Source organism: Limnohabitans sp. JirII-29 (assembly GCF_003063395.1).
GTDB lineage: Bacteria > Pseudomonadota > Gammaproteobacteria > Burkholderiales > Burkholderiaceae_C > Limnohabitans.
Genome location: NZ_NESB01000006.1, coordinates 211,087 through 233,491, shown reverse-complemented (window position 1 = coordinate 233,491; position 22,405 = coordinate 211,087). Strand labels below are relative to the sequence as shown.

Here is a 22,405-nt window from a genome sequence, read left to right as displayed (position 1 = left end):
TCAGACCCCGTCACAGGCAGCAATGCAGGGCGCAGCTATGTGGTGTTTGGCAAGACCGGTACGGCAGCGGTGGATTTGTCTGCCGTGGCGGTGGGCAATGGGGGATTTGCCATCACCGGAGAGACGGGCAGCGACAGCAGCGGTTATTCGGTCAGCGCGGCTGGTGACGTCAATGGTGACGGCTTGGCCGACTTGTTGGTGGGCGCTCGTACTTCGTCTGGCACAGCGGGTGTCAGTTCAGGACGCAGCTATGTGATTTTTGGCAGCAACAGCGGCGCGTTTGCGCAAACGGCAGTCGACCAAATGGGCACTTCAGGTGCCGACAGCCTCACCTCCACCGGCAGCCAAACCCTGGTGGGCGGCGCGGGCAACGACACCTTGGTTTCCAATGGCGCAGATGCGCTGTATGGTGGCTCAGGTAACGATGTGTTCGTGTGGTCAGCTGGGATGGCCACGGCCATGAACAATGAGTTTGGGTTGGGCGGCAACACGGCGCAGTTGTCGCGCATAGATGGGGGCACGGGGATTGATACGTTGCGTTTGTCTTCCGGTATGGGTTTTGATTTCCGAACCTTGAACGACCAACACATCTCTCAGATTGACAATCCCTCACGCTTTGCATCGGTGGAAGTCATCGATCTGAAAACCGACACGGCGGTCAATGCGCTTTATTTGAGGGCGGACCAAGTGTTAGCGACCAGCGAGATGAATGTGTTCAACAGCAGCAACACCACCTACGTCAGTGGCACGGCCTTGGCAGCTTCGATTGCCAAGGTTCAAACCATGATTTGGGGGGATGCGGGTGACACGCTGAACATTGGCATCACAGGGTGGACCAAACTGGACACGGTGGTCAGTTACCAAGGGCATACCTTGAATGTCTACAACAGCACGTCGTATGCTGCACAGTTGTTGATTGAACAAACCATCGTCAATGCGTCACACGTGGTTTGATCGGGCATGGAATGATTTCAGAAATTTGTTATTAATACCTAATAATTCATTTATACTGAAATTAACAAAAAATCGATCGAACTGATGATGGACTATTTCAAAATTTACCCGCAGGCCATCTACCTCTATCCGGATGCGCCCCGTCAATTGACGGGGCTGTTGCACTACCAGCTAGAGCAATATGGTTGCTTTTACAAAAGCCGCACTTGCAGTGTGAGCTTGGTCAAAGACGAATCCTTGGGTGGCAAGTGGTCCATCGTGGCGCAAGAGTTCGAGGCGGGCAACAGCACCTTCACAGGTTTCATGGAGGCCTTGAATTACTACATGATTGGTGTGCTGGGTGTCGACCCATTTGAAGAGATCGAACGTGGCCAAAAGGCCAGTGTCAATGTGCACTTCAACGATGTGTTGTTTGACGTGGAGTCGCGTCAGATTGTCAAAATTCCCAAAGCCAAATCAAAATCTAGACTGAGTGCGTGAAGCGACGCTCAGGGCCATGACTGAAATTAGCAAACAAGACCTCGCGGTGATGAATGCAGAAATGGCTGCACGCATCTTCATGCACATCGCGGAACAAAAAAATACTCAAACGGTGGCTCCCGCCAAGACTTACGAACTCACCGACGAAGAACAACAAGCTTTGCGTGACATGTTTGGTCCAGCCGAGGGTGATGCTGACCCACAGTCACCCGACAACCATTCCAAGCCCTGAACGATCAATTTTCAAGCGACAAGGGTAAGTCCTAGGCCCTCGTGTGCTGTTGCTTGAGGGCTCATCGGTATACTAATAGTACGCATACTGAATATATTTGAAAAGGGCTCAACATGAACAACACAACGCAAACTTTGCCCGTGCTGGTCGCTGGCGGCGGCATTGGTGGATTGGCCGCAGCTTTGGCACTGACGCGCCAAGGCTTTCACGTCAAGGTGCTGGAGCAAGCGCCCGAGATTGGCGAGATTGGTGCCGGTATTCAGTTGGGGCCCAACGCTTTCCACGCCTTTGACGCCTTGGGTGTGGGTGAGAAAGCCCGCAGCCGCGCGGTCTACACCGATTACATGGTGATGCACGATGCGATCGACGAATACCAAGTCGGCAAGATCCCAACGGGTGAGGCATTTATCAAGCGTTTTGGCAACCCCTATGCGGTGATTCACCGCGTGGACGTGCACACCTCGCTCTATGAAGGCGCACAAGAAACCGGCAAGGTCGAGGTGGTGACGTCCACCCGTGTGGAGCGCATCGAGCAAGACGCGCACAGCGTGACGGTGTTCGACCAACATGGCAACGCGCACAAAGGCATTGCACTGATTGGGGCCGATGGCGTGAAGTCGGTCGTGCGAGCCCAGTTTGTGAACGACCCCGCGCGCATCACGGGCCATGTGGTGTACCGCGCGGTGGTGGACAAAAAAGATTTCCCGGTGGACTTGCAGTGGAACGCGGCCAGCATTTGGGTGGGGCCGAACTGCCACTTGGTGCATTACCCCTTGCGTGGTGGCGAGCAGTACAACGTGGTGGTGACTTTCCACAGCCGCAAGCAAGAAGAGTGGGGCGTGACCGATGGCAGCAAAGAAGAAGTGCAAAGCTACTTCCAAGGCATTTGCCCCAAAGCGCGTCAACTGATTGATTTGCCCAAGAGCTGGCGTCGTTGGGCCACGGCCGACCGCGAGCCGATTGGCCAGTGGTCGTTTGGTCGCGTGACCTTGTTGGGTGATGCCGCCCACCCCACCACGCAGTACATGGCGCAAGGTGCGTGCATGGCGATTGAAGATGCGGTGACCCTGGGCGAAGCCCTGCGTGTGAACAACAACGACTTTGTCAAAGCCTTCGATTTGTACCAACGCGCCCGTGTGGCGCGCACCGCACGCATTGTGTTGTCGGGCCGCGAGATGGGGCGTCTCTACCACGCCAAAGGTGTGGAGCGTTTGGTGCGCAACGACTTGTGGCGTGGTCGTACCCCCGAGCGCTTCTATGATGCGATGGAATGGCTCTACGGCTGGAATGTGGGCAACTGCTTGTCTGCGGCCACGAACTGATCAATGTCACTCAGATTGGAATTTGCATGAACGATCTTGGAAAACTCGAAGACCTGCCCGCCGACTACCGTGCCGAGCTGACCAGCCACAACCTGGTGCCACTGTGGCCCAGCCTGCGTGGCGTGTTGCCACCGGGCAAGCCGCGTCCCAACACCCGTGCCACGTTTTGGGCTTACCACACCATCAAGCCCTTGTTGCTCAAAGCGGGTGAGTTGACGCCCATCGAAAAAGCCGAGCGTCGCGTGCTGGTGCTGGCCAACCCTGGCCACGGTTTGGAAAAAATGCAAGCCAGTGCCGCCATGTACTTGGGCATGCAACTGTTGCTGCCTGGTGAGTGGGCGCCTTCGCACCGTCACACGCCCAATGCTGTGCGCATGATTGTGGAAGGCGAGGGCGCTTACACCACGGTAGACGGCGAGAAGTGCCCGATGAGCCGGGGTGACTTGATCTTGACCCCCACCGGTCTGTGGCACGAACACGGCCACGACGGCGACCAGCCGGTGGTGTGGTTGGACGTGCTCGATTTGCCACTGGTGTATTACATGGAAGCGTCGTACCACATCAATGGAGAACGCCAAACCGTGCAGCCTGGCCGTGGCGATCGCCAATACGCCCGTGGCGGCATGTTGCCTACGCCCGTGTTTGAACGCACGGCCAAGAAGTACCCCATGCTGCGTTACCCCTGGGCTGAGGCTCGTGCTGCCTTGCTGGCGATGGGCGAAGACATGCCCCAGCAAGAAGCGGTGCAACTCACCTATGTGAACCCTGAGACGGGTGAAGACGCCGAGAATATTTTGGGTTTTTACGCCCTCATGCTGCGCCCCGGCCAAAGCTTGCGTTTGCCCGCCCGTTCACCCGCGTGTGTGTTCCATGTCATCGAAGGCGGGGCCGACATCACGGTGGAAGATCAGGCCTTCAGCCTGACAGAAGCCGACACCTGCTGCGCGCCTGGCTACACCGCGGTGACTTTGAAAAACCGCCACGCTGACAAGCCCACGTTTGTGTTCATGGCCGACGAGTCGCCCTTGCATCGCAAACTGGGTGTGTACGAAAACCGCGGCTAAACCGCTGTACTTTTTCCCTTTTCTGCGGGGCCACGGCGTGTGCCCCGCATTCATTTTTTAGAAAGCTCTCATGACACAACCCACTTACCTCTGGACCCCGCCTGCCGTTCAATCCTTGCCCGTGCGCGGCAAGACCGAGCGTTTGCCGATCAACCGTTTGTTTTTTGTGGGTCGCAACTACCACGCGCATGCGGTAGAAATGGGCAAGCCCGTGGACAAGTCGGTGGAGCGCCCGTTCTACTTCACCAAGGCACCACAAACCTTGGTGCACTCGGGTGCCACCATTGCCTACCCACCCGAGACCCAGAACTACCACTTTGAAATGGAGTTGGTGTTGGTGGTGGGCAAGGCGGGCTTTCGTGTCAAAGCCGAAGACGCCCACACCGTGATTTACGGCTACGCCACGGGTTTGGACATGACCCGCCGCGATTTGCAACTGGTGGCACGCGACAAAGGCCGTCCTTGGGACTTGGGCAAAGACGTGGAGCAGTCCTCGGTGTGCAGCGAAGTGGTGCCCATGCCTGAGGTGGTGATTGAAAGCGGCGAAATTGCCTTGACCGTCAACGGCCAGACCAAGCAACACTCGGACGTGAACAAGCTGATTTGGGGCATCCGCGAAATCATTGCCGACTTGTCCTTGTTCTACCACCTGCAACCCGGCGACCTGATTTACACCGGCACCCCCGAAGGCGTGGGCCCCGTGGTGGCTGGCGACCGCATTGAAGGCCATGTGGCCGGTGTGGGCGAGGTGGCCTTGAACATTGCAGCCGCAGAGTGAGGCACTGATGAAGCTCTATAACTTTTTCCGCAGTGGTACCTCGCACCGTCTGCGCATTGCCTTGAACCTCAAGGGCGTGAGCGCAGAGTACATCGCGGTGGATTTGCGCACCGAAGAGCATTTGAAAGAGGCCTTCAAGTCGCTCAACCCACAGGGCTTGGTGCCTGCGCTGGTGCACGACGACAAGGTGCTGATTCAATCGCCCGCCATCATCGAATGGCTGGAAGAGCGTTACCCCACGCCCGCGTTGCTGCCCCAAGACGCCGACCAACGCGCCCATGTGCGTGCGCTGGCCGCCATCGTGGGCTGCGACATCCACCCCCTGAACAACCGCCGCGTGTTGGAGTATGTGCGGCATCAGTTCAAAGCCGACGAAGCGGCCATCAACGCTTGGTGCGCCACTTGGATTTCTGCGGGCTTTGACGCGCTGGAGGCTTTGCTCAAAGCCGACACCCAACGCGGTCGTTTCTGCTTTGGTGACAGCCCTACGCTGGCCGATGTGTACTTGGTGCCGCAGGTGGAGAGTGCGCGTCGCTTCAAGGTGGATTTGACGCAATGGCCTTTGATTGCCGCAGTGGAGGCTGCTTGCATGCAGTTGGAGGCGTTCAAGCAAGCGTCGCCCATGCAACAGCCAGATGCTGGTTGAGGCCGCTTGAAGCTGCTTGAAGCCGCTAAGCTCCAACTGCTTCATTGATTATTCTTTTCACACAAGGAACCCCTCCATGTCTTTGCTTTCCAACCGTGTTGCCAAGATGCTGTGTCTGTCAGCATCGCTGATGCTTAGCAGCTTGGGCGTATCGGCTCAAACCGCTGCCACTTTCCCTAACAAGCCGGTGACCATTGCCACACCTTTTCCAGCGGGCAGTGGGCCCGATGCGGTGCTGCGTCAGGTCAGTGAAAAGCTGTCCAAGTTGTGGGGTCAGCCTGTGCTCATCGTCAACCGCCCCGGTGCCAGCGGCTTCATTGCCATTGACTCGGTGGTGCGCTTGCCAGCAGACGGCTACAACCTGCTGCAACTCGACAGCGAACACATTGGTGCTGTGCCATACCTCTACAAGTCCAAAGGTTTCGTGCCATTCAACACTTTTGACCCGGTGGCCGCTTTTTTCAAAACTCCGTTCCTTGTGGCCGTGGCCACCGACTCGAAGTGGCAAAACATGAAGGATCTGATTGCTGCCGCCAAAGCCGAGCCCACCAAGGTGAACTACGGTTCATGGGGCATTGGCAGCCCAGGTCACCTGGGTGGCGAAGAGCTGGAGTTGCTCACCGGGACCGAGATGACGCATGTGGCGTTTCGTGAAATGTCGCAGCTCTTCACATCGGTGGGATCCAGCGATGTGCAGTGGTCGTTTGGCAGCATTCCCTCTAGCCAGGGCTTGTACAAGGCCGGCAAGATTCGCTACATCGCGGTGGCGGCCCCCAAGCGCCTGCCGCAAATGCCTGAGGTGCCCACCATGGCCGAGTCGGGCGGCCCGGCTGGCTTTGAAGTCAACTCGTTCGTGACCTTGGTCTCGCCCAAAGGTTTGCCAAACGACATCAAGGCCAAGATCAACGCTGACGTGATCAAGGTCTTGGCCGACCCCGAAGTCAAAGTGCGTTTCAACACCTTTGCCTTTGAACCCTTGAGCTGGTCACCCGATGAGATTCGCAAAAACGCAGACATCAAGAGCAAGACTTACGAGCAGTTGATCAAGCGCAAAAACATCACCCTCGATTGATCACCGCAGCGCCCTAGGCGTTGATGGCGCGGTCACTCAGACAAGCGATCCCAAGGCCATTGGGGTCGCTTTTTTTTACACCGACACCTTGAACGGCGTGAAGTTGGTGTGTGTGTCGTAGAAGTCTTCGTTTTCTTTGCGCTTTAAAAACGCCACGATACGGTAGGTCATGGGTGTGGCCAGCACTTCCCAACTGGTCTTCAAGATGTACTGCGTGATGGCCACCTGAACCACCTGCTCGGTGGGCCAAATGGCGTAGAAGGCCAGTACGTAAAACAGCGATGAGTCGACCAACTCGCCCGCCATGGTCGAGCCAATGGTGCGCATCCACAAACGTCGGCCCTGAGTCAAGATTTTGAGTTTGGCCAACACAAAGCTGTTGACCAAGCTGCCGGCCCAAAATGCCACGATCGAGCCCATCACAATGCGCCAGGTGTTGCCAAACACCACTTGCAAGCCCGATTGCAACTGGCTGTTGTAGTCACCGGGCGCGGCAGGCAGCGCAGTGACCACAAAGGCCATCAGCGCTGCAAAGGCCAAAGCGCCAAAGCCGCACCACACCGCACGGCGGTCATGGGCGTAGCCATAGACCTCGGTCAAGATGTCGCCAAAGAAATACGAGATGGGAAAGAACAACACGCCAGCACCAAACACCAAGGTGCCCACCAGCGGCAACTCCACCTGGGCCACCTTGCCTGCGCCAATCAGGTTGGCGCACAGCAGCACGGTGACAAAGGCGGCGACGATCAGGTCGTAGTAGCGGTAAGTGCGGCGGTTGTGCATGTCTGAGATTGTGAAGACTTCGCGCCGATTGCGCCACTGGCTGGCGCTTAAACCTTCACGCTGTCTTGGACTTCTTTGACAAAAATCTCTTCGAGCTTGATGTGACGTGTGGTGATGCCTTGTTCCCAGGCGTACTGGCTGAAGGCTTCCAGCGTCGAGCGATTGCCCTGGATGCCATAGGGCCAGAAGTCGTCGCCCATGATGGCTTGCGACTGCGCCGCATAGTCGGCCACCCAGGGCAGGGGGTAGGACGAGGCGGTGATGTCAGCGGCACGGTGCAGGCTGCGGGTTTTGGCTTCTTCGAAACCTTTGAGCAAGTTGGTGGCGATCCAGCGGTTCTTTTCGTACACCTCGCGCTTGATGGCCATGACATGCATGATGGGGAAGATCTGGGTCTTTTGCCAATACGCCATCTCGACCTCGCGGTAGTTGGGGATCAGGCGTTCCACCAACTCGGGGTGGTTGACAAACGCGCCGGGTGGGCGCGCGCTGAGGGCAGCGTCGAGCGTGCCGTTGAGCAGCATCTCTGACAGCGAGGTGTGGGGCATGGGCGTGTAGCGCAAGCCTGGGGGCAGTTGCAGGGCGACTTTCTCGCGTCGACCGGCGTCGTTCACACCGGCTTGGTGCCAGTCGATGCTGTTGAGGTCCACACCGTATTCGTGGGCCAACATGCCGCGCGAATAAATGGCTGCGGTTTGTGCCCATTCAGGCACGCCCACTTTTTTGCCTGCCAGGTCGGCGGGCGTTTGGATGTTGCGGTCTTTGCGCACATAGATGGAGGAGTGGCGAAAGGCCCGCGATGGAAACACAGGCACCAGCACCAGCCAGGGGTCGGCTTGCGACACCAGCGAGATGGCCTTGGCAAACGACATTTCAGACACGTCCCATTCCTGAAACTTGGTGAAGCGAAAGAACATTTCTTCCACCGGCACGTGGATGGGGGTGATGTCGATGCCTTCGGCGCGCACGCGTCCAGACATGAGGTCGCGCACATGGTCGTAGTCACCGACGGCGACAGAGAGGTTGAGGTTGGACAAGAGAGGCTCCGTGAGAAAAGTGAATTGAAAAAAAGTGCTCAAGAACCGACAGGGTTCAGTCGGGCTTGATGGCTAAATCGCGAATGATCTTGCTGTACTTGGCTTGGTCGCGTTTGATTTGCGCTTGCAACTCGTCGGGCGTGGTGACCATGGGCTCAATGCCCCCCGCCTTGTTGAAGGCCTCGATCAGATCGGGCGCTTGCAAGGCCTTGGCCACTTCGGCGCGCAAGCGCTGCACCACGGCGTCGGGTGTGCCTGCGGGGGCAAACAAGCCAATCCAAATGCTGTTGTCAAAGCCGGGGTAGGTCTCGGCGATGGTGGGCACCTCGGGCATTTCTTTGAGGCGTTGTGCGCTGCTCACCGCAATGGCCTTGAGCTTGCCCGCCTTGATGAGGGCGGCGTTGGAGGTGCCTGAGAACATGGCGATGGTCTCGCCGCCAATGGTGGCGGTGGTCGCTGGTGCACCACCTTTGTAGGGCACGTGCAGCATGTCCATGCCGGCGCGGGCTTTGAGCATCTCCATCGTCAGGTGGTGCTGGCTGCCGTTGCCGCCCGAGGCGTAGGCGGGTGGGGGCGAGGTCTTTTTCACATAGGCCACAAATTCGGGCAGTGTTTTCACAGGCAAGGCCGCGTTGACCGACAGCACAAACTGGTTGCTGCCCAGCGAAGCGATGGGGATGAGTTCTTTGTTCACATCCACCGCGCCCTTGGCGTACAGGTAGGGGTTGATGACAAACAAGCTGTCCATGCCCACCAGTAGGGTGTAGCCATCGGCTGGCGCACGGGCCACGAATTCGGCGGCGATGTTGCCGTTGGAGCCCACCTTGGTGTCGATCACCACGGCTTGGTTGAGGCCTGTGGAGAGCTTGTAGCCAATGGCGCGTGCAATCAAATCGGGCGCACCACCGGGTGGGATGGGCGACACCAGCTTGATGGCGCGGTTGGGATAGGGCGCTTGTGCCCAAGCCACGGGTGCGCTGATGCCAATCAGCCACAGTGCAGCGCAAAAGAAGGTGCGAGCCAAGTTGTGCAAAGACATGGTGTTCAAGCCTGCGAGGGGTAGACCGAGTGAAAAATCTGCGCGATGGTGCCACAGGCTTGGTGCCTGTCCTGTCCCACATAGGCCAGCACATAGCGGTCGGGTCGCAACACCACGGCTTGCGCTTGGGCACTGTCGAGCACGGCTGCCAGTTCGTGTTGCACATCACGCACACACAATGCGTGTGCAGCGGTGCTGGCGGGCAAGAAGTCGTCGGCGTGGCGAATGACGCGCACCACGCGTGCTTGCATGCCCGCAGGCAAGGGCAACTCTGGCGCATCGGCCCATTGCAGCACGGCATAGCCTGTGCCTAACAAGTCGTCCAGCAGCATGGTTTGGCCATTGGGCAGTTCCATCAAGGGCTGGGTCATGAGTTGCCCACTGGGAATTTTGGCTTGGGGGATATTCCAGGGCACAAAAAATCCCTCAAAGAAACGGGGCTTGGGTTTGAACTTGAGGTGCAAGATGTAGTCGCGCGCGGCAGGCACGAGGCACACCAGTTTCAACAAGGTTTGCGCCAACGCAGCGCCAAGGCGCGACTTGGGCTGCATGAAGGCACCAATGCGCAAAGCCATTTGAATCAAGGCCCAGGCGTGCGGCTTGCGCTCTTGCTGGTAGGTGTCGAGCAGTTGGGGCGAGGCACCGTGTTGCAGGTTGGCCGCCAGTTTCCAGGCCAGGTTGGCGGCGTCACGCACGCCGCTGTTCATGCCTTGGCCGGCGAAGGGCGGTGTCAGGTGCGCGGCGTCACCCGCCAGCAGCACGCGACCTGCGCGCCATTGCGTGGCCACGCGTGCGTGGAAGGTGTAGACCACTTTGCGCAGCAAGGTGAGTTGCGCGTCTTGTGGGTCACGGCTATGGATCCACTGGCGCAACTGCGCGTCTTGCAGCACGGCCTCGGGGTCTTCGCCAGGGTGCAACATGAACTCGTAGCGCACCGTGCTTTGCGGGCCGGGCAGGCGAATGGCGGGGCGCTGGGGGTCGCAATAGGTGCGGGTGTGGCGAAACGGTGAGGCGCGGCCAATCAAATCGGCGATCAACCATTTCTCTTTGTAGGTGCTGCCTTCCAGCGCGATGCCCAACAGTTCGCGCACGGTGCTGCGCCCACCGTCACAGGCCACCAGCCAGCGCGCCGTGTAGGTTTGTGTTTGACCCTCATGCATGACGGTGGCGTTCACATGGTCGGGGTGTTGTTCCAGGCTGATCAGCTCGTGGCCATAGCGCAAGCTGACATGGCCTTGGCGTGCCATGCCTTCGCTCAAGGCTTGTACCAACAGCTGCTGGCGAAAGGCGTTGCGCTTGGGGTAGCCGTATTCGCGCGAGCTGGGCTCGATCTTGGCAAACAACTGGTTCGTCCACGAGTAGTAATGCACGCCATAGCCTTGCACCACGTTGGGCAACACCCCGGGCAACATGCCTGTGGCTTGCAGGGTGCGCAAGCTCTCGTCGTCGATGGTGACGGCGCGGGCTTCGTCCACGGGGCCGCTGTTTTTGTCGATCACCAAGGCGTGTAGCCCATAGTTGCCCAGCAGGTGTGCAAGCACCAAGCCCGTGGGGCCGGTGCCCACCACGATCACGTCGAAATTCAAAGGGGTGTTCATGGAAGCGTTGTAGGTGAAGAAGATATTTTTCGTTGGCCGCTGGAGGCCATGCGGGCTTCGATGCGCCGTGCCGCACTGTGCAACTCACGCAGGTTGCGGGCTTGTTGTTCGGGCGTCAGCGCCGAGGCGGGCAACACCACACTCAGGCTGCCCAGCACGCGTTTGCCATGCAGCAGGGCCACGGCGCAGCCCACGTTGTGAGGGTCGATCTCGGCCATGGTGGTGACGCTGCCTTCGTTGCGCCAGGCTTTGAGCAAGGCGTTCAGATCGTCCAGGCTGTCGGCCAAACCTGCGGCTTGCAGGGCGGCATGGTCTTTGGCAAACAGCTCGGCCACTTTCTTGGGCGGTAAATGGGCCAAGATGATTTTGGAGGTGGCACCTCGGTACAAGGGCATGGCTTTACCGCGTTCGTAGCTCACGGCTGATGGCGCATGCTGGCCCGAGGTGTCTTGGATGCACAGCACCTTGTCGTCATGCAAACGACAAATCAGCACCGTGCCGCCTGTGGTGTGGGCCAGTTGTTCTGCAATGTCTGCGGCCGCGCGCAGCAGCGGGTCGGACTGGCGAATTTGCCGGTCCAGCTCCACAATTTTGGGCCCCAGCGAGTAGCCCCGCTCACTCACCCGTTCGATCAAGCCCACGCGGCTGAGCTGCTGGAGGTCGCGGTAAATACTGGCGCGCGAAGCGCCCAACTCGGCCATCAACCATTCGGGAGAAATTTCCGTGCGCTCTGGCGTGAACGCATTGAGCACACGCAAGATGCGGTGGGTGTTGGGCATGCCAGGGCCTCAGCTGCGCATGATGGCTTTGCCCCACACATTGAGCGTGCGCTCTTCGTGGGGCCACACGCCCATGGGCCGGTCGGGTGCACAGACTTCAATTTCGGAGGAGATCTCTGCCAAATTGCCATCGGGGTCGCGCACCATGAAAAACACGTCGTCCCCGGGGCCGTGGCGCCCGACGCCCCAAACAATTTCGGTGCGCAGGCGACCCATGTGGTCGGCCCAGTCTTTGAGGTCGTTCCAGCTCGGGGTTTCAAACGACTGGTGGTCAAAGCAGTTCACGGGTGCGCCAAACAAGGCCAAGCAGTGGTGCAGGTGCTCGGTGCGCAAGAAGCAGGCTTTGAGCTGGCCGCTGTCGTCTTGCACCCGGTCTGACACGATGAAGCCCAACTGCTCGGTGTAGAAGGCCACCAAGGTCTCGATCTGCTGGGTGCGCACCGCGAAGTGCTGGTTGGTGGCCCCAGGCAATGCGCTGTTGACGGACTGAGGTATTGAAGACGTTTGGGGCGGCACAAACACCAGGCACAGGCCTTGTGGGTCGCGCACACCCACGGCGTTTGCGGGCAGGTCTGCAAAACCGCTCAGGTCTTGCTGGGGCAGCGTCGCTGTTTTGGCGCGCAGTCGCGCCCACGCCTCTTGGGTGTTGCAGGCCCACAGCGCGTAGTGCAACTGGTTGGCTTGACCGGGGGATATGTGCACGGCACGTTGTGGTGCTTCGCACACGTGCGTGTTGCCCACTGTGCGCTGCTGCATGTCGTAGCAGCGCGTGTAGAACGCCGCCAAGGCAGCGGGATCGGGGGATTGCAGGTGCAAGCGCACCAGGTGGGCATCAAGACTCAAAGCGGGCTTTCAGGGCAGAACATTCAAAACGCGCCGACTATCGTGTGAGCGGCCCAACGCGTCAATGATGCATCTCATTATTTGAGATTTTGACAGCAAGGTGACCCACCCGAGGCTTGCTTCTTGCTGACGCGCAGGCGTCAGTTTTAGGTCGTTTTGGGGGCTTTCACGCTGGCGGGAACGGAGGGACTTGGCTACCCTACGCGCTTCTTTCAACCTAGGTGGCAGACAACATGAAACTCAACATCAACGGACGTGTGCACGAGGCCGACGTCGAGCCCGACATGCCTCTTTTGTGGGCCCTGCGCGATGAACTCGACATCAAAGGCCCCAAATTCGGTTGTGGTGTGGCCCAGTGTGGTGCTTGCACGGTGCTCTTGAACGGCGAACCCGTGCGTTCGTGCTCTTACCCCGTGTCGGCTGCTGCGTCACAGAAGGTGGTCACCATCGAAGGTCTGGCCAACAAGAATGGCACCCTGCATGCGGTGCAGCAAGCCTGGATTGACCATGAAGTGCCCCAGTGCGGGTATTGCCAAGGCGGCCAAATCTTGACGGCCGTGGCCTTGCTCAAGAAAAAGCCCAAGCCTACGGACGAAGACATCGATGCCGCCATGAGCAACATCTGCCGCTGTGGCACCTATGCGCGCATGCGCCAAGCCATCCACGCGGTGGCCAACAAAGGAGCACGCGCATGACCACCTCACACCTTACCGCTGGCGTGGATCGCCGGGGCTTTTTGAAGGTTTCCAGCACCGCCGTTGCGGCTTTGTCGCTGGGATTTTTCTTGCCAGAAAAAGGCATGGCTGCCACGGCAGAACGCGTCAATGCCTGGATTGAAATTCAAGCCGACGAGACCATCATCATTCGTTATGCCCGTACCGAAATGGGCCAGGGCAGCCGCACCTCGGCACCTCAGTTGGTGGCCGACGAGCTCGAAGCCGACTGGAAGCGCGTGCGCGTGGAATACGCCACCGCGCACGAGAACCTGCGCCAAAAGCGTGTCTATGGCGACATGGCCGCCGTGGGCAGCCGCACCATCCGCAACTCGCAAGAGTATTTGCGCAAAGCCGGTGCCACTGCGCGTGAAATGCTGATTGCCGCAGCCGCCCAGCAGTGGGGCGTGCCCGCCAGCGAATGCGTGGCCGCTTTGGGCGTGGTGACCCACACCCCGAGCAAACGCAAACTCAGCTACGGCAAGTTGGCCGCCGAGGCCGCCAAGCTGGAGCCACCGAAAGAGGTCCAACTCAAAGACCCGAAAGACTGGAAGATCATTGGCAAGCCGATCAAGCGGGTGGACATTCCCGACATCGTGACGGGCCGTGTGCGCTACGGCATCGACGCGCAACTGCCTGGCATGTTGTACGCCGCTGTGGCGGCCTGCCCGGTGTTCAATGGCACGGTCAAGTCGCTGGATTCGTCCAAGGTCGACAACCGCCGTGGCATCGTGAAGGTGCTCAACCAAGGCACCTTTGTGGCGGTGGTGGGGGACAACTGGTGGCGCGCCAAAGAGGCCCTCAAAGATGTGGCGATTGAGTGGGACACGGGAGACAACGCCAAGCTCTCCAGCGCCTCCATCATGGCCAGCTTCAAGGAGGGTTTGGACCAGCCCCAACTGGCGGTGGCCCGCAACGACGGCAACGCGCCTGAGGTGTTGGCCAAGGCCAGCAAGGTGCACGAGGCTGAGTACTTCACGCCTTATCTGGCCCACGCCACGATGGAGCCGTTGGTGTGTACCGCTTGGGTGCACGACGGCAAAGTCGAGGTGTGGACCTCCACCCAAAACCCAGAGGGCGTGTTGGCCACGGCTGCGGCTGCCGCAGGTGTGCCGCAAGACCAAGTGTTGGTGCACCCCATGCAACTCGGTGGTGGTTTGGGCCGCAAGGGCGCACAAGACTTCACGCGCCAAGGCGTGTTGATTGCCAAGGCCATGGCGGGTAAGCCTGTGAAGATGGTGTGGACACGCGAAGAAGACACCCAGCACGACCTGTACCGCCCCGCCAGCTTGGTGCGCATGAAGGCGTCGATGGACGACGCAGGCAAGGTGCAAGCCCTGCACATCCGCGTCAGTGCGCCCTCCATCTTGGCGACCTTGCTCAAACTGCCATTGCCCAACGGCATCGACGGCCAAGCGGTGGCGAGTTTCAACGACCACCCCTACAACATTCCCAACAGCTTGGTCGATTACGCGCAGCGCAACACCAACGTGCCCGTGGGCTTTTGGCGCACCGTGGGGCACTCACAAAACCCGTTTGTGCGCGAGTCGTTCATCGACGAGTTGGCTCATGCCGCAGGCAAAGACCCGCTGGCGTTTCGCCAGTCCTTGTTGGGCGAAAAGTTCGTCAAAGACCGTGCGATTTTGGAAGCCGTGGCCAAGGCCGCCGACTGGGGCAAGCCTTTGCCCAAGGGCGTGTTCCGTGGCATTGCCGAAACCGAAGGCTATGGCAGCTACACCGCCTGTGTGTGTGAGGTGTCGGTGAACGCCAAGTCAGAGGTCAAGATCCACCGCGTGGTGATGGGCATTGACTGCGGCTACGCCGTCAACCCCAACAACATTGAGGCGCAAATTCAAGGCAGCGTGGTGCACGGTTTGACAGCGATTTTCTGGGGCGAGATGACGGTCAAAGATGGCCGCATCGAGCAATCGAACTTCCATGACTACCGCATGATGCGTTTCAACGAAATGCCCAAGGTGGAGGCTGTGATTGCCCCCACCGGTGGTTTCTGGGGTGGCGTGGGCGAACCGGCCCAAGCACCGCTGGCACCCGCTTTGGCCAACGCCATCTTTGCGGCCACCGGCAAGCGCTTGCGCTCGTTGCCACTCAAGAACCACGGCTTGAGCTTGGCCCGCGGATGATGCAGCGCAGGCAGTGGCTGCACGCCAGTGCAGCGCTGGGGTGTGGCGCGCTGGGTCTGTCGGTGGGGCAGCCCAGCGCTTGGGCCCAGGGCATGGTGTCTGGGCGTTTGCGTTCCTTGTCTGAAATGTTGGCACCTTGGCGTCAGGGGGCAGCCCCGGTGCGTCAAGCGGTGCATTTGCAACTGCCCTTGTTGGCCGACAACGGCCATTTGGTGCCGCTGAGTGTGCGGGTGGACAGTCCGATGACCGAGGCAGATCACGTGCAGGAAATCGTGCTGGTGTCACAACGCAACCCGGTCGAGCGCATGGCCACGTTCCATGTGGGGCCGTGGTCTGGGCGGGCTGAGGTGAGTACCCGGGTGCGCCTGGCAGGCTCGCAAATGGTGTTGGCGCTGGCGCGTATGTCAGACGGTCGTTGTTGCTATGACTTGGCGGATGTGATCGTCACCGAGTCGGCCTGCGTGGACGGGTCGTGACGCCATGGCTTTGAATTTGGCGCGCATGTCCTGGCCCGACCGTGTGGTGGTGGGGGATGTGTTCAAGGTTCGCATCTTGGTGCAACACCCCATGGAGACAGGCTACTTGCAAGACAACGAGGGCCGCACCGTGCCGCGCAATGTGATCCAAACCTTGAGCTGCCAATGGGTGGGCGAAGGCGCACCACCGCAAGAGGTGTTTCGGGTCGAGCCTTCGTCAGGCATTTCGGCCAACCCCTTGTTTGAGTTTTATTTGCGTGCCACGCGCTCGGGTGAGCTGTGGCTGCGCTGGATCGACGACGCGGGGCAAATGGGGCAGTTGCGCCAAGTGCTGACGGTGCTCAGCGCGTAACACGTATCAAGCGTACACGTCGACTTCGCTGCCTTTGCCTTCAAACAAGGTCGTCGCACTGGGATGACCCGATGCCGCACTGGCGCCCGCCACGGACGGGCTCTCTGACGCGTTGGCACCGAATGGGCCATCGACCTCCTCAATGGGCGTGGCGCCCTTGGTGACGCGCGACACTTTGGCCACGGGTGGGTAGACCTTGGCCGAGGGGCGGTTGCTGTGGATGCTGCTGACACTCAAGCCCATGGCCAACTCCTTTCTATGTCTGCTCAAAAGATCGGCACCAAGGCAGGCAACTTGAGGGGTCGCTCAAATGACTCGGGTACTCCAGCCCCTGTGCGCTGGTTCGCGGGGGGCGTGATACGCTGCACCTCTATGACGACATCGCGCATTTTCTTAGGGCTGATTCTGGTTGGGCTGGGGTCGTTGGGCATAGGCAGTGCTTGGGCGCAAGATTACCCAACACGCCCCATCACCATGGTCATGCCCTACGCGCCAGGCGGGCCTGGCGATGTCATCACCCGCATCTATGCCGCAGCGATGCAAAAGGCTTTGGGGCAACAAATCGTGGTGGACAACACCGCCGGTGCCTCGGGCACGATTGGCACGGCCAAGGTGGCGCGCAGCAAGCCCGATGGCTACACGCTGCTCATGATCCATGTCAGCCACGCCACCAATTTGGCGATGTTCAAAAACCTCTCCTACAGCCCGGTGGACGACTTTGAGCCGATTGGCCTGGCTACCGAAGGCCCGATGGTGGTGGTGGCGCGGCGTGACTTTCCGGCCAAAGATGCCAAAGAGTTCGTGGCCTATGTGCGCGACAACGCAGCCAAGTTGAGCATGGGCCATGCCGGGGTGGGGTCGGCGTCGCATCTGTGCAGCCTGATGTTCATGAATGCCCTGAACGTGCAGCTCATCTCGGTTCCTTACAAAGGGGCAGCCCCCGCTTTGAACGATGTGATGGGCGGGCAGTTGGATGTGATGTGCGACCAAACCACCAGCACCACGCCAGCCACCACCAGTGGTCGCGTCAAGGCCTATTTGGTGGCGGGCAAAACCCGTTTGGCCTCGCTGCCCGATTTGCCGGCCTTGCCCGAGTTGGGGACCTCGGGCTTTGACATCAGCATCATGTTTGGCCTTTACGCGCCCAAGGGCACACCCAAGGCCGTGATCGACAAACTCACCGTGGCGTTGCAAGCCGCCATCAAAGACCCGGATGTGAAATCGCGCCTGGGCTCGTTGGGTGCCTTGCCGGTGACGGCAGAGAAGGCTCGGCCTGACTATTTGCGCGCCCATTTGAAACACGAAATTGAAACGCTCAATCCCTTGTTGATCAAGGCCGGCGTTCAGCCAGACTGACGCCGGAGATGGGGATGACAGCAGCCCGGTTTACCAACCGACGAGACGCGTTTGTGGCCGGTGTGCGTGCCGCCTTAGGAGCGCCCATGGTGGTGTTGTTTGCAGGCATGGTGGGCTTTGGTGCCATGGGCCGCAGCAACGGCTTCGATGTGTGGCTGATGACGGCCAGCAGTTTTCTGATGTTTGCTTTGCCTGGGCAGGTGGTGTTGTTTGAAATGCTGATCACCGGCTCGTCCTTGTTTGCCATGGTGCTGGCGGTGACTCTGTCGTCGTCGCGCTTCATCACCATGACCGTCACCTTGTTCCCACAGTTCCACCGCCTTGACCGCAACAGCAGTTTGTATGCCGCGGTGCATGTGTTGGCCATGACGGCCTGGGCGGTGTCGATGCGGGAGTTTCAATCGATGCCTGCGAAACACCGCTTGGCCTACTTCTTAGGACTGGCCGTGCCGTGCTGGTTGGTGTCGGTGCCTGGCACGTATTTGGGCTACCAAGTGGCAGGTTGGGTGTCGCCACCTGTGACCTTGGCCTTGGTGTTTTTGAATCCCTTGTTTTTTTTGTTGACCTTCACCGAGGTCAAGCCTTGGGCCAACCGCTTGGCGATTGCTTTGGGTTGCGTGCTGGGCCCGTTCTTTTACCTCTGGGACCGTGACACGAGTTTGTTGACCACGGGTTTGGTGGGCGGAACGTTGGCGTATTGGGTGGACCGCCGCTGGCTGCGCCCGGCACCCCAAGAGGTGCGCACATGACGGCCCCCATGCAAGACTGGACGCCTTGGTTGGCCTTGGTCGGGGCCAGCGTGGGCACGTATTTTTGCCGCGCCATTGGTGTGCTGTTGTCGGATCAGATCAACCAGGAGAGCGAGATTTTTCGCTGGCTTTCTGCCGTGACCTACGCCATGGTGGCGGCCCTGACTGTGCGCATGATCTTGATGCCCATTGGCGTGCTGGCCCAAGTGCCTGTGGTGGTGCGTGTGGCCGTGTGTGCGGTGAGTGTGGCGGTGATGATGTCCCGCCCGCAACGTCGCTTGGTGCCCGCCTTGTTGACGGGCACTTTGCTGATCATGAGCTACGGCATCATGGCTTGACCTTTTTAAATTCGGGTATCCGTAATCTGTTGTTGATAAAGGCTCAAAGCTTGCCTTCCTCGATTAGCCTGACCAGTGCTGATATGGAGGCTCCGTAGTTCAAAGTCTTCGCAAGTCCCTTGTGTTGATTTCGAGACTTTGGCGTTGACGTCCATCGGGACAGGTTGAACAACTGATCGTGCATCACGTTTCCACCGCTATGCCCAAAATCAGAAAGATCTATTCGTTCAAACTTGGGTCGACTGCATTTCTTTTGGTGAGTACCCTCAGTGAACAGAATCTTGGCCCGTAACGCTTTAAAGCTGTATCCCCGACCCATGCGACAAACAAAGTGATTTCTTGCCAGATGTGATTCCGATGATGCAGTAAACAGGTCAGATCGGCGGCGGGCAAGCCCGACTAACCCCTTGTGGCATTCGATTGGTAATGACCACGGGAACGGAATGGGGCCCTGCCGAGCGGTTCGTATCTGGGTCCGCGCCCACCAAGGCGCAACAAGGCCGTCTGTAGATGTGCAGTCTGTTCCCGTTGTATCGCACCATTCCCGTCATGCCATTGCAAGAAAGACGTCAACAGTGAATAACTCGCGCCTGCGGTGCTTGACTACGATGGAAGTCCCTGTAGGGGCTAGGCCGCATTGCACTAGAGTTTGTCCGCTGTGTTAGACAAAGCGGAGTTGTAGACAATATAAAGTAATCCCGGTGAACCCGAAAACGAAAATAGATTTGCCCGAATCGTAGTTCGCCCGCTTTGCCAAGTAGACCTGGCAGTGATTCCAAGGAGACCACTGTCATACTTCTTGGAAATTTCATCTCCATATTTTGACTTCAGTGCATCGACAAGTGTTCGAAACTTGTGGACAACAGTTTTTGCGTCGACGTCTCCTGAGCTAAGCGATACCTGATACAACTTCTCAGCGAGGAAGTAGAACGAGGCAGTGTAGGGAATTCCATCAATCTCAACGCTCGTGATGCGCAACTTCTCAATGGCACCGTTGTCCAACTTTTCGGGTTTCTCAAAGGTATCCGAGGCGCTTGGCTGTACTTGTTGAACTTGGCCGATTGACATGGATGCGTTGGTGTTGCCCCACAATGCTTGCGCGTTGACGCTTCCGCTCAAGAAAAAGCAGACACACAAAAGAACGTGGATCAAGTGTTTAGGCATGGCAACTGTCAGAGTTTGTTATTTGGGCTACAGCAAAGTCTATCGAATTCATGTTCGAACTTGGTTATTCGATATGTCTCAAGTCGTAAATCAGCTCGTCGGTTGATTTGATGCGAAAGGCACATTTTAGCCCCCTGATTTCCTCTAACATTTCGTCGGTTTCTGCAAGGCTGTAGTCAACGATTAGGCGTGCTGTCCCTGCCACTGGCCGAAAACCTGTTTCGAAGACATTAATCGCGTACGGAGTTTCTTGTTCATCATAAGCAACGAAAGATTCGACCAGCGGCATAGTGTTTTCCATGATCTGTCGCAGCGCGTTTGAAGCAAAGCGGTTGAGCGTTGAATCGAGGTGTACGGTGCGGTTGGAGTATGCGGCCTAACGAATGAAAGGGACTTCCCCGCCCCAAGTGATGCGCGCCCCGTCAGGGTTGCGGTCAACGGCAACTGAGTGCCACGATGGAGAGGTCGTACTTTTCATCAACTCGCTTGTATTTGCAAAAGGAAGTCTTATGAATATCGTAACCGTTGGCATCCATTTGACACGATTTGGCAAAGAACGTTTTTGCCGTGCATGTTGTGGATGAAGCTGGCAAACCCGCGCTGCTTGGGCCCAATGTGCCACGCGCCAAATTGCTCGAACTCATCGCATCTTTGCCGCCTTGCCTGATCGGCATGTAGGCCTGCTCCGGCGCCCACCACTGGGCACGTGAGTTGCTCAGTTCGGTCACACCGTGCGCTTGATGGCGCCGAAGTTCGTGGCCCCCTACCGCCTCTCGGGCAAACGCGGCAAGAACGACGCCCCAAACCATCACCGTTGTCAAACGCTCCGGCTAGCTTCAGGTCAGGCTTTGCTGCGTCTGCTTCGATGTGTCTTTCACAGTAACGAATGGAGCCCCCAGCGTGCGTCTTTCATCAGGGTTGGCTGCAAAGATGCAGCAATAGTGACCGTTTGTAGTTACCCCGTCCGCACCGTTTGCATCCAAACATCAACACCAACATTCAGCAGGCGAATCGCAGATCTGGATTGAAAAACCGAATTCACATGCCTGGGTCAATTGCTTCGCAATCGACCCAGGATGGCTATTGCTTGCAAAGTTGGGGAAGCACTTGTAGTTTGAGTTAGCCACCTTCTCATGGTTTGACATATTCTTCGATACGCTTCCAGTCAATGCCAGTCCATTCGCGCTTATTGGGAGGAATCTCCGACGAACCGAAGCTGTTATAGGTTACGCGAAGGCGTTTCTTCTTTCCGTACCAGAGGTTTGCCCAAACGAGTGCCTTGCGGGCAGGGTCTTTCGGAGCTCTCTTGATTACAGCTTCTAGCTCACCACCAAATAACGCAAACGAATGTGGAGTTATTTTCTTTGAGGGATCGGCAATAGAGCGGACGACTGCCTCCTGCATGCCAGGAACAGCTTCGCGACAGCCAAGCCCTCGATCTGCAATGTATTGGCAGTAGCGCCGAATATGCCAAACCAACCTGTCGAGCTGATGGATCGCGTCAGGCGTGTTGTACGCAGAATTGCTGAGGTACCTGTTAGCGCCGCCTTGGCTAGACAGATATGAAAGGAACTTCTCATCTTCCGGCTCGATTTCAATCTTGAAGAGAGCGATATTCTTCACCTCGGCTATGAGGGCATCAAGATCGTGGCTAAACTCGCGTTTCTTTGTTGGGTCAGCAGGAGACGTGTAGTACCTCGCGCTTCTTCCATTGAAGAGGAGTACGGCCTTCAGGTATTTCTCCACAGCCTGATGTGCCGACCATAGAAACTGTTGCCGCAGGTGCATACGGTAGTTCGCTCGGGCAGCTATGTAGTCGTAGTCGGCTTGCTTCCGAAATACATCGGATGCGAACGTGTTGAGGATAACCTGTTGTTCCATGGTGACCTGCTGTTGGCGCTGCGCTTGAGCGAGTGATTAGCCGTCACTCGCCAGCGAGCTTCCGGTTCCAATCTTCCCATCTTGGCTGAGCCTTCTCGCACGCAGACACCCAATCCGCAAGCTCCTGCAGTCTCTGCTGGGCAGCTTCATCGTTTAGGCTACCCTCCTTCAAACGGGTCCAGACATGTTCAAGGAAGACCTGTATGCCGCTGGGATAGTGAACACCGTCTTGTTCAAAATTTAAGTAGAGAAAAGGGGCGCCATTGGGCTTTGAATCGCCATTGATCGCAATGTGGGAGATGTGCCAGCCTGATTCGGTTCTCTTGAGGTGATACGTCCTGTTCCCTGAAAATCGGTCGACGTAAAGCGTGAAGTCGAAGTCGCTCATGTTTTCTCTCTAAATGCTATGGAGATGTCGCAATTCTAGGCGTGTCGTAGCGAGGTGAATATCAACAGTGGCCTTGAATTCAGCGTACTGCACATGAAAGTGCGAAAGTGCGTGGTCGTTGAAAAAATCCGAATTAGGATGCCGTACAAAGAACTGGTGGTCGGCATGGATAACCAACCCTCCAGAAGACTTCAAATCAACAGCAGATGACGCATACCCT

The 22,405-nt window shown here is 58.1% G+C and carries 26 protein-coding genes and 1 pseudogene; 16 read left to right on the top strand and 11 right to left on the bottom strand.

Annotated features, from left to right (window positions below):
• The 8 genes from B9Z39_RS11685 to B9Z39_RS11650 form a co-directional block, all read left to right on the top strand.
• Positions 1-954, top strand: a 954-nt coding sequence (locus tag B9Z39_RS11685) for an integrin alpha (RefSeq protein WP_199221204.1), incomplete at its 5' end; no start/stop codon positions are given.
• 84 nt (positions 955-1,038) lie between these two features.
• Positions 1,039-1,434, top strand: coding sequence for a hypothetical protein (locus B9Z39_RS11680; protein WP_108301851.1), 396 nt, complete (start codon positions 1,039-1,041; stop codon positions 1,432-1,434).
• Between the two features lie 16 nt (positions 1,435-1,450).
• Entirely contained in the window at positions 1,451-1,666 is a 216-nt protein-coding gene (locus B9Z39_RS11675) for a hypothetical protein (RefSeq protein ID WP_100143753.1), read from the top strand.
• Between the two features lie 113 nt (positions 1,667-1,779).
• Positions 1,780-2,988 carry a 3-hydroxybenzoate 6-monooxygenase gene (locus B9Z39_RS11670; RefSeq protein WP_108301850.1) on the top strand — a complete coding sequence of 403 codons (1,209 nt, stop codon included), beginning with the start codon at positions 1,780-1,782 and terminating at the stop codon, positions 2,986-2,988.
• 26 nt (positions 2,989-3,014) lie between these two features.
• Positions 3,015-4,052, top strand: coding sequence for a cupin domain-containing protein (locus tag B9Z39_RS11665; protein ID WP_108301849.1), 1,038 nt, complete (start codon positions 3,015-3,017; stop codon positions 4,050-4,052).
• Positions 4,053-4,122: 70 nt separating this feature from the next.
• Positions 4,123-4,830, top strand: a complete 708-nt coding sequence (locus B9Z39_RS11660) for a fumarylacetoacetate hydrolase family protein (protein WP_108301848.1) — start codon at positions 4,123-4,125, stop codon at positions 4,828-4,830.
• A 7-nt stretch (positions 4,831-4,837) separates the two neighbouring features.
• Entirely contained in the window at positions 4,838-5,476 is a 639-nt protein-coding gene (gene maiA / locus B9Z39_RS11655; RefSeq protein WP_100143762.1) for a maleylacetoacetate isomerase, read from the top strand.
• 76 nt (positions 5,477-5,552) lie between these two features.
• Positions 5,553-6,548, top strand: coding sequence for a tripartite tricarboxylate transporter substrate binding protein (locus B9Z39_RS11650; protein WP_233248991.1), 996 nt, complete (start codon positions 5,553-5,555; stop codon positions 6,546-6,548).
• Positions 6,549-6,623: 75 nt separating this feature from the next.
• Here the strand turns inward: B9Z39_RS11650 and B9Z39_RS11645 are convergent, their stop codons facing one another.
• Genes B9Z39_RS11645 through B9Z39_RS11620 form a run of 6 tightly spaced genes read right to left on the bottom strand, consistent with a single transcriptional unit; the run spans position 6,624 to position 12,627 of the window.
• Positions 6,624-7,331, bottom strand: a complete 708-nt coding sequence (locus B9Z39_RS11645) for a queuosine precursor transporter (protein WP_100143764.1) — start codon at positions 7,329-7,331, stop codon at positions 6,624-6,626.
• Between the two features lie 47 nt (positions 7,332-7,378).
• The gene (locus B9Z39_RS11640) at positions 7,379-8,368 is read right to left on the bottom strand and encodes a PhnD/SsuA/transferrin family substrate-binding protein (protein WP_108301861.1); all 990 of its coding nucleotides are present in this window, start codon (positions 8,366-8,368) and stop codon (positions 7,379-7,381) included.
• Between the two features lie 55 nt (positions 8,369-8,423).
• Positions 8,424-9,407: a tripartite tricarboxylate transporter substrate binding protein gene (locus B9Z39_RS11635; RefSeq protein WP_146183329.1), complete on the bottom strand. Its 984-nt coding sequence runs from the start codon at positions 9,405-9,407 to the stop codon at positions 8,424-8,426.
• 5 nt (positions 9,408-9,412) lie between these two features.
• Positions 9,413-11,005 (bottom strand): bifunctional 3-(3-hydroxy-phenyl)propionate/3-hydroxycinnamic acid hydroxylase, encoded by a 1,593-nt coding sequence (locus B9Z39_RS11630; protein WP_108301846.1) that lies wholly within the window; start codon positions 11,003-11,005, stop codon positions 9,413-9,415.
• A complete protein-coding gene (locus tag B9Z39_RS11625) occupies positions 11,002-11,784 on the bottom strand; it encodes an IclR family transcriptional regulator (protein WP_108301845.1) in 783 nt (260 codons plus the stop codon). Before B9Z39_RS11625 ends, B9Z39_RS11630 begins: the two co-directional genes overlap by 4 nt.
• Before the next feature lie 9 nt (positions 11,785-11,793).
• On the bottom strand, positions 11,794-12,627 hold the full coding sequence (locus tag B9Z39_RS11620; RefSeq protein ID WP_108301844.1) for a VOC family protein: 834 nt from the start codon (positions 12,625-12,627) through the stop codon (positions 11,794-11,796).
• A 233-nt stretch (positions 12,628-12,860) separates the two neighbouring features.
• On the opposite strand from B9Z39_RS11620, the gene B9Z39_RS11615 reads away from it, so the two are divergent.
• From B9Z39_RS11615 to B9Z39_RS11600, 4 genes are read left to right on the top strand one after another with little or no spacing between them, the layout of a single operon-like run.
• Positions 12,861-13,322, top strand: a complete 462-nt coding sequence (locus B9Z39_RS11615) for a (2Fe-2S)-binding protein (RefSeq protein ID WP_100143775.1) — start codon at positions 12,861-12,863, stop codon at positions 13,320-13,322.
• Positions 13,319-15,481: a molybdopterin cofactor-binding domain-containing protein gene (locus tag B9Z39_RS11610; RefSeq protein ID WP_108301843.1), complete on the top strand. Its 2,163-nt coding sequence runs from the start codon at positions 13,319-13,321 to the stop codon at positions 15,479-15,481. Before B9Z39_RS11615 ends, B9Z39_RS11610 begins: the two co-directional genes overlap by 4 nt.
• Positions 15,478-15,957, top strand: coding sequence for a thiosulfate oxidation carrier protein SoxY (locus tag B9Z39_RS11605; protein WP_108301842.1), 480 nt, complete (start codon positions 15,478-15,480; stop codon positions 15,955-15,957). The genes B9Z39_RS11610 and B9Z39_RS11605 overlap by 4 nt, the downstream gene beginning before the upstream one ends.
• 25 nt (positions 15,958-15,982) lie before the next feature.
• Positions 15,983-16,309, top strand: coding sequence for a thiosulfate oxidation carrier complex protein SoxZ (locus tag B9Z39_RS11600; RefSeq protein ID WP_158269498.1), 327 nt, complete (start codon positions 15,983-15,985; stop codon positions 16,307-16,309).
• A gap of 6 nt (positions 16,310-16,315) precedes the next feature.
• Here B9Z39_RS11600 and B9Z39_RS11595 read toward each other — a convergent pair whose 3' ends face one another.
• The gene (locus tag B9Z39_RS11595) at positions 16,316-16,552 is read right to left on the bottom strand and encodes a hypothetical protein (RefSeq protein WP_108301841.1); all 237 of its coding nucleotides are present in this window, start codon (positions 16,550-16,552) and stop codon (positions 16,316-16,318) included.
• A 129-nt stretch (positions 16,553-16,681) separates the two neighbouring features.
• On the opposite strand from B9Z39_RS11595, the gene B9Z39_RS11590 reads away from it, so the two are divergent.
• Genes B9Z39_RS11590 through B9Z39_RS11580 form a run of 3 tightly spaced genes read left to right on the top strand, consistent with a single transcriptional unit; the run spans position 16,682 to position 18,752 of the window.
• Positions 16,682-17,665: a tripartite tricarboxylate transporter substrate-binding protein gene (locus B9Z39_RS11590; RefSeq protein ID WP_108301840.1), complete on the top strand. Its 984-nt coding sequence runs from the start codon at positions 16,682-16,684 to the stop codon at positions 17,663-17,665.
• A 14-nt stretch (positions 17,666-17,679) separates the two neighbouring features.
• Complete coding sequence (locus B9Z39_RS11585) at positions 17,680-18,414, top strand: AzlC family ABC transporter permease (protein ID WP_233248990.1); 735 nt, start codon at positions 17,680-17,682, stop codon at positions 18,412-18,414.
• Positions 18,411-18,752: an AzlD domain-containing protein gene (locus B9Z39_RS11580; RefSeq protein ID WP_108301838.1), complete on the top strand. Its 342-nt coding sequence runs from the start codon at positions 18,411-18,413 to the stop codon at positions 18,750-18,752. Before B9Z39_RS11585 ends, B9Z39_RS11580 begins: the two co-directional genes overlap by 4 nt.
• Positions 18,753-19,394: 642 nt before the next feature.
• Here the strand turns inward: B9Z39_RS11580 and B9Z39_RS11570 are convergent.
• Together B9Z39_RS11570 and B9Z39_RS11565 are read right to left on the bottom strand one after the other, a co-directional pair.
• Positions 19,395-19,916: a hypothetical protein gene (locus B9Z39_RS11570; protein WP_108301836.1), complete on the bottom strand. Its 522-nt coding sequence runs from the start codon at positions 19,914-19,916 to the stop codon at positions 19,395-19,397.
• Positions 19,917-19,980: 64 nt separating this feature from the next.
• Positions 19,981-20,205: a hypothetical protein gene (locus B9Z39_RS11565; RefSeq protein WP_146183328.1), complete on the bottom strand. Its 225-nt coding sequence runs from the start codon at positions 20,203-20,205 to the stop codon at positions 19,981-19,983.
• A 220-nt stretch (positions 20,206-20,425) separates the two neighbouring features.
• Here B9Z39_RS11565 and B9Z39_RS11560 point away from each other — a divergent pair.
• A pseudogene (locus B9Z39_RS11560) lies at positions 20,426-20,716 on the top strand (IS110 family transposase); the annotation flags it as partial.
• A gap of 331 nt (positions 20,717-21,047) precedes the next feature.
• Here B9Z39_RS11560 and B9Z39_RS11555 read toward each other — a convergent pair.
• Positions 21,048-21,797, bottom strand: coding sequence for a HEPN domain-containing protein (locus B9Z39_RS11555; RefSeq protein WP_108301834.1), 750 nt, complete (start codon positions 21,795-21,797; stop codon positions 21,048-21,050).
• A 43-nt stretch (positions 21,798-21,840) separates the two neighbouring features.
• On the bottom strand, positions 21,841-22,185 hold the full coding sequence (locus B9Z39_RS11550; protein ID WP_108301833.1) for a hypothetical protein: 345 nt from the start codon (positions 22,183-22,185) through the stop codon (positions 21,841-21,843).
• Between the last annotated feature and the right edge of the window lie 220 nt (positions 22,186-22,405).